Raw genomic sequence first — 12336 nt, 5'->3', positions numbered from 1 at the left:
CTTTTAGTTATTGTTTTTATGCTACAAAAGAATGACTTTAAAAAAGCGTCGGAATTTTTAAAAATAAGTACTTTTGCAACGTGAACTCAAAAAAAGATAAAATAGACATCCGCAGCTTAAGCCCCGAGGCTCTGCAACAGCACTTTATCCAAATGGATGAAAAGGCGTTCAGAGCTAAACAGGTGTACGAATGGCTATGGAAAAAATCATCCATATCTTTTGATGACATGAGCAATATTTCAAAAGAACTACGCGCTAAACTGGAAGAGAAATTTATTATCAATAACGTTAAAATAAACACCTCGCAGGTTAGTGCTGATAAAACTATAAAAAATTCTTTTATTTTACACGATACTCACTTAATTGAGGGTGTTTTAATACCAACTTCTGAGCGGATGACTGCTTGCGTATCGTCGCAAGTGGGCTGCAGCTTAACCTGCAAATTCTGCGCAACCGGGTATATGGAGCGCAAACGCAACCTTAACCCCGACGAAATATACGACCAGGTGGTGCTGATAGATAAACAAGCGCGCGAAAATTACGGCATCCCTCTATCCAACGTGGTTTATATGGGCATGGGCGAGCCTTTGCTCAATTATGCCAATGTGCTTAAATCGATAGAAAAGCTTACCGCGCCCGATGGGTTGAATATGGCTGCGCGTCGTATTACCGTATCTACCGCCGGCATCGCCAAAATGATACGCAAGCTTGGCGACGACGAGGTGAAATTTAAACTGGCGCTTTCGCTGCACGCCGCTAATGATGAAAAGCGCAACGCCATTATGCCCATAAACGAGCAAAACTCGTTAAAGGCCCTGGCCGATGCCTTGAAATACTACTTTGCCAAAACCAAAAACCCGGTAACTTACGAATACATCATTTTCGATGGCGTAAACGATGGCCTGCAGGATGCCAAAGAGCTTGCCGCATTTTGCAAGCACGTGCCTTGCAAGGTAAACATCATCGAGTATAACCCTATCGCCTTTGCCAGCTACATCAACGCCGGCGAAGATAAAGTAGCTGCCTTTGCCGAATACCTCCACAGCCAGGGCGTTAACACTTACCTGCGCCGCAGCCGCGGAAAGGACATTGATGCCGCCTGCGGGCAATTGGCTATAAAAGAGAAGGATAAGGCTGTTGCTGTAGAGGCGTAACCGTTACCCAGCGTTTTTTTATACAGCGTAAGCCGTTAGTGGTTGTTAAGATAAGTAACGGCGTACTCAAAAACAGCGTCGCGCTTGTTTGTATCGTCTGCGAGGCTATTTGTAACCAGAAAATCAGGTGTTAGGCCATTTTCGATATTAAATCCGCCAGGCGAGGTGGCCTGTGAGGAGGAATAAGAAAGCAGCCAGCCGTTTGGCAACTCCAGGTTAAACGGCGTACCCCCCCCGCCACCGGTTTGATCGCCAATGATTACGGCGTTAGGCAATTCGGACATGTACAACACAAAATCGTTGCAGGAGCTAAAGCACCTGCGGTTTGTTAAAACAGCCACATGCTTATCGGCAAACCGGCTATCGCCTGCGTCAATGTATTTTGCAACTTCCGGAAAGTAATCGTCATGGTCTGCGCCCCGTTTGTAAGCATCGTACTTAACAAGCGTTTTCCCGGCGGCAAATTTAGAAGCCAAAAGGTCTACCATAAGCGACCCGCCGCCGGAGTTATCTCTAACATCGATGATAATTTTATCAACCGTAGCAAATTCTTCGAGCGCTGCGTTGATATCTTCTTCCTTAAGATCACGGCCAAAAGATGGCACGTACAAGTAGCCAATACCATTTATCAACTGGTATGCTAAAATTCCTTTTGTTTTTAGGGCGGTAACGTATCGCGTTTTTATGACATCGTAGTTAAAGTTATGATTGTATGAGCGATAGTAACCCGTATAGCTATAGATCTGCGAGTTGCTGGTTAACGATACATGGCCGTCTTCCAGCTCATCGAGCATATCTATACAAATTTCAAATAACTGTTCGTCGCTGGTACTTTCAGAAACTTTAGGCCTGTATTTACTATAAACGGCCTGCCAGTCTACATGTTTATAAGTAAACATGGCGTACTTCGTATCCAAAGTGTGCCACAGGTAATCAAAAACCGCTACGGGGTTGCTGCTTTCGGTTTTGATTACGGCTTTATTGCACGACAAACAAACCAGCAATACTATCACGGCAGCGATATGGCCAAGGCGGAGCATGTGTTTCATTCCCTAAAAATGATAAGATAAAATAATAGTATTCACTGCCGATTGTACCTTGTTAACCTCTGTTATATTGTAATATTCCCAGCTATAAGCTAACGATATTCCCTTTAAAACACCCGCCCGGTTATCCAGTTGGGTGTGCAGGTTAACTTTTGCATAGCGGCCAAACGTTACGATATGGGTGTTCTTAAGATAGGTTTTAAAGCCGCGGGACAGAAAATCGTTTTCCTTATTATAAACAGAATTCGACCTGGATAAAGCCGACCCCAAAGGGCTAAACACGCCGAAACTTAAACTGCTGGCGTTACTACCACTACTTGCTGTGCCAAAATAATAGTAGATTTTTGCAGCGACACCCAAAGAACTGTTGAATTCGTAATAACTATTATTATTGATATAAGAGCTGTGCCTACGAGTGGCCAGATTATTATCAAATATGCCGCCAAGATAAAGCTGTACGTTGCCATGGCTTACCGGGAACAATGCCAAGTAATTTGCCGCATAACTCTTAGCCGATAACGTAGCCAGGTTCTGATTATTTTTTAAGTTGCCCGATGCAAAACTAAGGGATATAGATTGTTTCAGCTTTTGTGAGTTGATATCAACCCCGGCCATTACCCCGGGGTACCAGCCGGTATAAGTAAGCGCCGACATGCCTTTATCCTTAACCGTTGAATTAGAAAAGGTTATGCCCACCATAGGTTTATAAGTGGTGCCCTGCTGTGCGCTGCAAAATGCCGGGAAAACAAAGCATAAGCATGCCAACAGCGCATACTTAATTTGCGTAATACCTAAAGCTTTGCTTATCAATATATTTCTTTTTGACACTTAGTGAGATGTAGTTACAGCGTAAAAGTCGGTCCACTGGTCCATCCAGTTTTGTGCGCCAAATGCGCCGCGGTACGTAACCGTTTCAAAACCGGTGCTGAAATCGGTACCAAGGAAGTTTGCTCCGGTTAATGCAGGCGAGCCTGAATTAGGCAGCAAGCCAGGATTTGCAAAATTAAACGGATCGGCAAGGCCGATAAGGCCAGGTGTATTAAAACTGGTGTTATTACGAGAGGGGGTAGTTACAAACGCCCTTATGTCATCAGGGCCAATAGAGCCTACTGTATTAAAATCTATCGTATATAACTCGGCAGGGTCTGTAGCGTTGAGCAAATTGTAAGTAAAATCTATTTTCTTTGTCAGCATTTTTTGCGCTGCTCCTTCGTCGCCAATCCTAAATGCGCCATGCGGCATACCCATCAAAACCGAATTCCTAAGGGATAAAGCGCTGCTATAGGATACAGTTACAGAAGATGTCCAGGGCAGGCTTGAATTATATCCAGGGTTTTTGTAAGGCCCAATAACCGTTAGGTTAGATATTACCGGCCTTGTAGCAGGAGAAATGGGGTTGTTTTCGATATCATTTATGGTAAGCAGCCCATCGCAAGTAGGAAGGTAAAAACCATCTGCCGCAAAATAAGGGTGTTTATAGCTAACCAGGAATTGCTGCTTGCCGGCATATCCATTGGAATAAACAAAGCCAATACCACGATTGTTAAAGGCTAGCAGGTTTTTTGCGCTCACAGTACCGCCGTAAAAACCAAAGCCGCAGGTTTGCGTATAGCTGGCTTCTACGTTTTCGATAACGGTTCCCCGGCCAACGCCAACGCACGCAAGCCCATATGAATTTGCGGAGTTTACGCCGGCAAATTCAATCCGCACGTATTTTATGATACCCGAATTATCTACTGCATCGGTTCCGCCGCCACTCGGTAGGGTAGCTCCTAAACCACCCAAGGTAACGATCTTGCTCGGGCGCCCTGTTTCGGGGTTGAAACCGCTAACCGGTGCCAAGCCAAAAATGTATAAGCCGGCCCAATCGCCAAACTGGCGCTGCCCTTCCGGCGAACCCGAGGTAAACACAATCGGTTTATCTACGGTTCCTTCTGCCATTATCTTTGCCCCTTTATCAATTGCAAAATAACCAGACCTGGTTTGGCCGGTTGCAAAATCCAAACTTTTTATAACGGTTCCGGGTGCTATAGTCAAAACCGCTTTGTTGGTTACCAATACCTGGCTAAATGTATAAACCGTATCGCTGCTTAGTGCCCTGTCGGCGGTTATCCTTTCCGGCAGCTTCACTACGGGCTTCGAAACATTAACCGGCGTGTCGGCTTTTTTACAGGAAAACAAACACAGCGCCAAACTGCTGCTGAAAATTAATAGGTAAAGATTTTTTTTCATTTATTGCGTTTATTAAAAAAAATACTGGTTTGGCAAAATTGCCAAACCAGTTTGTAACTTAAAAAGCTTAGTACCTGGCCCAGCCAGTAGTACCAGATTGTTCAAGAGCCCAGGCATTAGTGCCTGTTATCGGGAATGCACCGCGGTATTTCGCAATCTTAAACAATGGTGAACCAAAAGCAGGATTTGATGCAACTGCAAAGTCAGGTCCTGTAAAATTAGCGCCACTCGTTGCAGATGCGTTGCTAAGCAAAAGGAATTGTTCCTGATGTACACCTGTCAGGTTAAATGGATCAACTAACCTCAAAGATGCAGAAGAGAGGTACAATGTGTTGTTGCTGCCAGCCGGATCTTCAAGGTAAGCCCTTAATGATGCATTGGTAAAGGAAGTTGCACCAGTTGTAAAAAAGGCCGAACTTTTAGGATCGTTGTTTACAAGGTTATACTTAAATTCGGCATTATTTGTAGCAAGGCTATCATTAGTTACCTGGCCATCAACATATAATACTTTTGGCCAGCCAATGAATACTGAGTTACGCACTTTGAAAGAGCTGTTCCTGCGGAAACGTGCACCGGCAACAAAAGTACCAGAAACATTGGTAGCAGATGTTTGTGGAGAATGCGGATCTGAATCTACAACGCCATTGTTACCAATAAAAGTAGCGTTAGAGATGATAGGACGTGTGCGTGGGTTGTTTGTAGCAATACCAGTGTTGTCGTTATCGCACTCGATACCATGTGAACCTGATTGGTCATTGATTTCAGGATCCCTGAAAGCCAAAAGGAACTGTAAGGTACCACGGTAACCAAAGTCGAAGTCAAAATCGTCATCAATGCAACGGTAAGATATCAGGTATTTTGGGCATACTGTACCACCAAAAAACTCATATGAGTCATCGCCGCTATAGCTAACCTGTATGTGATGCATGATTGTACCAGCACCAACGCCACCAAGGGTAAGGCCATTAACCTCGTTGTTGTTGCCCAAAGCACCTGCATAAACGCCACCAGCATATTCTATGCGCACAAAAGCTAAGTTACCGCTATTGTCAGCAGCATTAGCACCACCATATTGAGTGTCGGCTGTGTTAGGTATACCTTCGATATAGGTTGTAGTTGGCTTGTTTGTTGGAGCCGAACCTAAAATGATAATACCGCCCCAATCGCCATTGGTTGGAGTTGAGCTATCGCTTGTAAAGATAACCGGTTTGGTTGAATTACCATTGCAATTAAGTTTACCACCTTTAGCAACCAATAATACGCCTTTTTGACCAGCACCTGTAAAACCTTTAATTACGGTATTGGCAGGTATGTTTAAAGTAGCGCCGCTTTTTATAGTTACTAACCCTTTAAGGATATAAGTTCTTGAGGAAGTCAGGCTTACAGTACCGGTAATGTTACCTTTAATGGTATCGATACCTGAACCTCCAGGGCCGTGTACGATGTCACGCTCAACGTTAAGATTGCTGCTTTCTTTAGTACAAGCGCTTAAAAGGCCTGCACATACTACTGCAGTTAAAATTTTAGAAAATAGTTTCATTTTGTTTTTTTATTAATTTTGTGTTAATTATTGAACTTCGCTGGTTTTTTAATTGCATCATGAGACGCTCCGGCCTGGCCGGGGCTACTCTCGGGTGTTTCTTACTACCGGGTTGTTACCTCCATTTTGTTCATCTTTTAGTTTTCGGTTTAGTTTGGTTTCTTTTATATTACTTTTTAAAAGTATAAGTAAGGGTAAGCATATAGTTGCTGAATGATTTCCTGGAATAAACCGTGGCATCGAACGTATTGCCCGAGTATTTTCCGTCCAAATCGTAATCCTGGTACTGGATATACCTATCAGGGATGATGTTGGCGGCATTCAACCTTATTTCTATTTGTTGCTTAAACAGTTTCTGCCCTATCTGCAAATCCAATTGGTTGCGCGGGTTTTCGTACACATCGGGGTAGGTGCTGATGTTGCCACGATCCTCGGCTGTGGTGCCTACCACTACTATGCGGCGGCCGGCACGGTTAAGCGCGGCAGAGAAGCTGAAGGTATTTTTAAACGCATTAACCAGTAAACCTGCATTGATGAGGTAAGGCGATTGCCCGCTAAGCGGCCTGCGCTGCAAATTCTGATCGACATCCGTACGGCCTTCAAAGCCTTGTATCTTACCTATAATGTGCGAATGGATGCGGGCGTAATTGCCAAACACGATGATGTTTTTCAACCACTCGGGCCCCGTGCCGAAATAAAGGTTCTTGCGCGCCTCGAATTCAAGGCCCCAGTTTACCGCGCCTTCGATATTGCGGTACGTACGTATAAATTTTGTAGTAGACGTTGTGGCCTGCGTGTTTACCTCAACGGGGTCTTTCAAATCTTTCCTGAAAATGGAGGCCGAAAATATCTCGCCTGCAGTAGGGAACCACTCTAACCTGAAGTCGAGGTTCCGGATGGTGCCCCTGTTCAAATTAGGATTACCCTGCGTAACATAACCGCTTACAAAATCAAAGTACTCGTAAGGGCTTATTTCCCTGAACTCTGGCCGGGTGAGCGTTTTAGAGTAGGCAGCCCTCACGTTCAAATTCTTGATAGGGGTGTATATCAAACTTGCCGATGGCAATATATCGGTGTTGTAGCGTATATATTGCACTGGGCTTTGATCATCGCCTGTACCGCCGCTACCCGGCAATGCCCTGGCAAGGTCTTCATTGGTACTAAGGCTCATGGTATAAAACTCTGCCCTTACGCCATAGATAAACTTAAGGTTGTCCAGCACATTACTTTCCATGTTCACAAAAGCCGAAGCAAGGTTAGTACCGCCGGTATATTCATTAGCGGGCAATTCGTAGTTAACCAGCACCAAGCCGCCCGGCCTGAAATTCTTTGGCGATAAGATACTATCGATAGACTGGCTAAAATCTACCGGCCTGTCTGATGGGAAGCCGGTTTGATCGTTAGGAGATGTTACGCCGCGGGCTGCATCGAAATAGCCCAGGTTGCGGGTTAAGTACGATCTTTTACGGAATTGCGTAAACGCGCCCGCCTTAAGCTTTTGCAGTTGACTGCCCACTGTAAACGGCGTAGTAACCGCAAAATTCACATTATAGGCTTCCTCTTTTAGCCTGGAATACAAACGGCTCGAGTTTTCTATCGAACCAAACTCGGGTACAAAATAGTTTTGGTTTTTATACGTTACCGTATCGGAAGGGTATAGGTTAACGTAACCGATACGGGTTTGGTTAGGCTCATCTTTTTTTACCTGGTTGTAAGAAACGTTCCAGGTTAAAGTTACCGGGTTTTCTGCGCCCAATTTATGCTCACCCTGCAATTGCGTGCCTATCAATGTTTTGATAGTAGGGTGCATATCCGTAACCATGCTTGGCACGATATCTTGAAAGCCTTCGCCTTGCGTTTTCAAACCGGTTTTAAGCGAGGTTATCGTTTCAAAATCGCGGTTGAACATCGATTTGAGCGCCACTTTATTCTTACCGAACTGGTAGGCTATGTTCAATAAAGCACCTGTGTTTACCTGGTACTTGTAATCCCTTTCGTAGTCATACGAGCGCAAATAACGCAAGGTGTCTCCGGGGGCTACCGTACCCGAATACCGATAAAGCCGGGCAAGATCGTACCTTTGTATCTGGTCTATCGATTCATCGTGCCTGTAGTTGGCAAGGGCTATTATCCCCAGTTTAGAAGCATCTTTGAACACTATGGTTTTGCCAAAGCCCAATTGCAATTGATTGGTAGGCTTTGCGTTGCCCGCAGCAACCGGGTTCCATCCCTTGGCGAGCACATTGCTCAACCGGAACCGCTCTTCCGGATAAAGTTTACCGAAACCGGCCGAAGTAAGGTCTACCTCTTTTGGCAGCGAACGGCCACCGTCGTCAGATCCTATCCAATCATTGCTACCGTTCCGGTCTTTAAAAAACGGATTACCGGTTTGCCCCTCGTACCTTCCGCTGCCTATTGCTACCGAAAAGAAGTCCTGGTCCGGGAAATCCTTTGTGGTCACTTGCACCACGCCGCCCGCAAATTCACCGGGCAAATCGGCGGTGGCGGTTTTTACTACCACAACGCTTTCTATAGCTTGCGCGGGGATTAGATCGAAACTAAACGACCGTCTGTCGGGTTCGGTGCTCGGCAATACGCCACCATTAAGCATGGTGTAGTTATAGCGGTCGGACAAACCCCTCACCACCACGAATTTGCCCTCAGACACGCTTACGCCTGTAACCCTTTTAAGGGCGTCGCCGGCGTTCCTATCCGGCGTGCGGCGGATAAGCTCTGCTGAAATACCATCGGTTATGGCCGAACTATTTTTTTGCAGCGAATAAATGCTCGATTGCGTTTCGCGGCGGAAAGTACTGGTAATTACTACGCCTGCCAACTGGTTGGTTGCGGTTGCCATGGCTATGTTGAGCTGGGAAAGCGCGCCGTCTTTAATCTCAACAAGGGTAATTACCTTGGTTTGGTAGCCTATGTACTTAAAAGTAAGGGTGTAGCTTCCGGGCTGCAATTGCAGGTTGTAATTACCCTGTATATCTGTAGTGGTGCTTAAGGTTACGGGCCCTTCGGCTGTAACGGTAACGCCGGGCAGGGTTTCGCTCGATTTTGCATCGGTAATTTTGCCGGCAAGCTTGCCAGGTGCCGCACGGCGATTTATCTTGGCCTGATCCAGACTGATAAGGATATTGTTATTAACTACGCGGTAAGAAAAATCGGTATTGGCCAAAAGCTTGTCGAGCACTACATCGAGCGTAGCGTTTTGGAACGAGGCGGCGGGGGTGCTTACACCGGCGAACAGATCTTTGTTGTATGCAAAGTTTAAGCCTGTTGCGTTTTGCAGTTGCTGTATGCTTAAGCCCAAATTCTGCTTTTGAAAACTAACGGAAACCTTTATCCCCGAAACCTTTTGCGCAGCAACCGGCGCTGCATTCATCATAACGCAGGTGCTTAAAATAATCGTGATCAGGAGGGTAGAAATGCGCATAAATCGCTTTATGTGTGTAAAAAATATAACCATATATTTGTGAAGTTTTGGGTGAAATTTAGTTGCCGGAAACATTACAGCCGCTAGTGGTTTTGCATCGCACAGGGCTGTTTTTTAAAGCGGAAGCTGCTCTAACAGCTTCCGCTTTTTTGTATAGATATGCCACTCCTTTTAATACATGGTTATTTCATTTTGATTTTGAGCTAAACTGTATTTTGTTCTGTTGATGGAGCTAAGCAGTTTCATCACATTATGTATTTCGTCGGATTTTTTTAATGTGGCAGAGAAATGCAGCCGGGTTATGTTCTTGCCTTTATTTTTTAGCACATATTTGTAGTTATCGAATAAGATAGCCTTAAGGCTCTCAAAATTTACCTGGTCTAAAACGATGTCGCCGTTCATCCAGGGGGCGCGGCTATCTTTCACGCTCTCTTTTAAAATCTTGCCCGTAAGCAACTGGTATTTTATCTGTTCTTTAGGAGTTAGGTAATCTATAAGGTCGTTGCCTACGCTTACAGCCACTTTGCCGGTATTGACGGTAACTTCTATGTTATTTGAATATTTGTAGGCGTTTATATTGAACGAGGTGCCCAAAACCTGGGTGTTTACGCCCTTGCTGTGTACAATAAAAGGACGCTTGTTTTCATGCGCTATTTCAAAAAAGGCTTCGCCTTCCAGCAGCGTTACTTCCCTTAGGTTCGCAGAGAAACGATCGGGATAGCTGAGCTTAGATGACGAGTTCAGCCAGATTTTTGATCCGTCGGCCAGTTCGATCAGCTTCATTTTACCGGCCTCGGCAACTGCCAAATTTATCTTAGCTATTTCGGGTACGGCTTTTAAATTCCGGAAGTAAAAATGGAAGGATCCTGCTGCGATTAAAAAGAACCCAACTATTGCGGCAACCATTAAACGGGCTATCGAACGTGGCCTAGAAAAAAGATTGGTATTGATTTGTGAAGGTAGTATCTGGCCGTGAATTTTGCTCAATACCGAATCGTACTCCTGTTGTTCTTCATCGGGCGATGAAAAAACGGGGGCAGCGGCGTCATCGTCGAACGATTGGTACCACGCTTCAATCTGCTTGCGCTCGGTCTCCGATGCTGTTCCGTCGACGTACCTGCCAAGCAACTCCTTAATCTGTTTTTCGTTTAGTTCCGAATTCAATGCTGGTGCTTTTACTAACTAATTCGGCCAAATTAGCGAAGAGTACCATGCCCGATAAAAAGTTAATGCGCGGGATACAATTACTTAACAATGAGGAAGGAGCGGCAGGAATTAAATGGTGTTATAATCATCAACCGCGCATTTTAGCTTTTTTAAAGCAAGCGATATTTGATTTTTAACGGTTTGGGAAGAAAGGGACAAACGCTCGGAAATTTTTTGATTGCTGAGGTATTCGCCCCGGCTCAATAAAAACACCTGCCGCATTTTAACCGGCAGGCGGCTTATTTCGCCGTTAAGCAGGTCTTCAAGTTCTTTCAGCAAAATCTTGTCGTTGGCGCCGTCGTTTGATACAAATTCCATTTCAGGCGAATCAATTTCCTCGCAAGAAAATTTCACCTTCCTATAGTAGCGGTCGATTATTTTAAACTTTAAAGATTTATAAAGATAAGGCCCAAGGGATTTGTCCTCATCTAACAGTTCGGCATTGTTCCACACCGATAGAAAAATATCCTGGAGTATATCCTGAACATCGTCTTTAGAGCCTAACCGTTTATAAGCGCGCGCATACAACTCTTTGCAGTAGCGTGAATACAATTCATTAAACGCATGAATATTATGCTGTTTAAGTAATGCTATCAGCGTCGATTCAGAAAAACTCTTCACTATTGTTGTAATGTTTTCGTTACGAAAATAGGAAGTAAAGACGAGTTCGGAAATTAAGTTTACGCTACTAAATTGTTAACAGGTAGGCTGCGCACTGCTATATTCAAAGCCAAAATTGCATTCTGTGAACTGCCTCTGCAAAATCGCCCAGTCGTGGATTTCAGATACAATATACAGATTGATCCAAGGAATCGCAAAGCCGCTGTCTCAACCTTCCAGCAAAAACGTTATCTGCGTTTCCCGTTCATCGGGTTTGGGTATATCAGCGCAATCATTCAGAAAAAACGCTGTGCGCATCTAAATATTTACGTACTTTAAACGTATGAATGTGCTGCGTACCTACCTGTCAGATTTTATTTCGCTGATATTTCCCCGGCTGTGCGCGGCCTGCCATGCCAGCCTGGTTTTGGGCGAGGATATGGTTTGTACCGATTGCCTATACAACCTGCCTTACACCAACTTCCACCAACAGCCTGACAATATCGTAGCGCAACAATTTTGGGGGAAGCTGCCTATAGAAGCCGCATACGCGCTTTATTTATTTAACAAAGGCGGCAAGGTACAGCAGATGATGCATCACTTTAAGTACGATGGTATGCAGCGCATAGGTAATATATTGGGCAGTATTGCGGGCAGCCAGCTGGCAGAGAACGAAATATTTAAAACGGCAGATTATATCATCCCGGTGCCTCTCCACAAAAAGCGGCTTAAGGAACGTGGCTATAACCAAAGTGCCTGTTTTGCCTATGGACTGGCCGAAAAACTGAATGCAAGTGTAGAACTGGATAACCTTGTCCGCAGGGTAGCCACCAAAACGCAGACGCATAAATCGCGGTTTGCCAGGTTCGAAAACATGCAGGAAGTATTTGCCGTTGCCAACCCGGATAAACTGGCAAACAAGCATATCATGCTGGTTGATGATATCGTTACCACCGGCTCAACGCTGGAAGCCTGCGGCATAGAACTGCTTAAAGTGCCGGGATTAAAGTTGAGTATGGCTACTATAGCTTATGCGGTCTGAACCGGGATTGAGCGGATTTTTACGATTTATAGGATTTTGATTTGCGTGCGGCATTCCTCCAAACAAAAAAAGCGACC

Annotated in this window: 9 protein-coding genes; 2 read left to right on the top strand and 7 right to left on the bottom strand. The window is 44.9% G+C overall.

Annotation, left to right across the window (positions count from 1 at the left end; all coding sequences use genetic code 11):
- The first annotated feature begins 80 nt into the window (after positions 1–80).
- Positions 81–1154 (top strand): dual-specificity RNA methyltransferase RlmN, encoded by a 1074-nt coding sequence (rlmN, locus tag AC1DYT_RS16830; protein ID WP_477470725.1) that lies wholly within the window; start codon positions 81–83, stop codon positions 1152–1154.
- Between the two features lie 35 nt (positions 1155–1189).
- Here the strand turns inward: rlmN and AC1DYT_RS16825 are convergent, their stop codons facing one another.
- From AC1DYT_RS16825 to AC1DYT_RS16795, 7 genes are all read right to left on the bottom strand, one after another.
- Positions 1190–2203 (bottom strand): S41 family peptidase, encoded by a 1014-nt coding sequence (locus AC1DYT_RS16825; protein ID WP_477470724.1) that lies wholly within the window; start codon positions 2201–2203, stop codon positions 1190–1192.
- Between the two features lie 3 nt (positions 2204–2206).
- Positions 2207–3028, bottom strand: coding sequence for a hypothetical protein (locus AC1DYT_RS16820; RefSeq protein ID WP_477470723.1), 822 nt, complete (start codon positions 3026–3028; stop codon positions 2207–2209).
- Positions 3029–4432, bottom strand: coding sequence for a hypothetical protein (locus AC1DYT_RS16815; RefSeq protein ID WP_477470722.1), 1404 nt, complete (start codon positions 4430–4432; stop codon positions 3029–3031).
- Positions 4433–4499: 67 nt separating this feature from the next.
- The gene (locus tag AC1DYT_RS16810; RefSeq protein WP_477470721.1) at positions 4500–5972 is read right to left on the bottom strand and encodes a hypothetical protein; all 1473 of its coding nucleotides are present in this window, start codon (positions 5970–5972) and stop codon (positions 4500–4502) included.
- 169 nt (positions 5973–6141) lie between these two features.
- Positions 6142–9363: a TonB-dependent receptor gene (locus AC1DYT_RS16805; RefSeq protein WP_477470720.1), complete on the bottom strand. Its 3222-nt coding sequence runs from the start codon at positions 9361–9363 to the stop codon at positions 6142–6144.
- A 219-nt stretch (positions 9364–9582) separates the two neighbouring features.
- Positions 9583–10575: a FecR domain-containing protein gene (locus tag AC1DYT_RS16800; RefSeq protein ID WP_477470719.1), complete on the bottom strand. Its 993-nt coding sequence runs from the start codon at positions 10573–10575 to the stop codon at positions 9583–9585.
- 111 nt (positions 10576–10686) lie between these two features.
- Positions 10687–11238: an RNA polymerase sigma factor gene (locus tag AC1DYT_RS16795; RefSeq protein ID WP_477470718.1), complete on the bottom strand. Its 552-nt coding sequence runs from the start codon at positions 11236–11238 to the stop codon at positions 10687–10689.
- A 322-nt stretch (positions 11239–11560) separates the two neighbouring features.
- Here AC1DYT_RS16795 and AC1DYT_RS16790 point away from each other — a divergent pair, with 322 nt between their 5' ends.
- The gene (locus AC1DYT_RS16790) at positions 11561–12259 is read left to right on the top strand and encodes a ComF family protein (protein ID WP_477470717.1); all 699 of its coding nucleotides are present in this window, start codon (positions 11561–11563) and stop codon (positions 12257–12259) included.
- Positions 12260–12336 lie beyond the last annotated feature (77 nt).

It is taken from the genome of Mucilaginibacter sp. P1_D10 (assembly GCF_056406215.1).
This window is presented reverse-complemented; position numbering and strand designations above follow the sequence as displayed.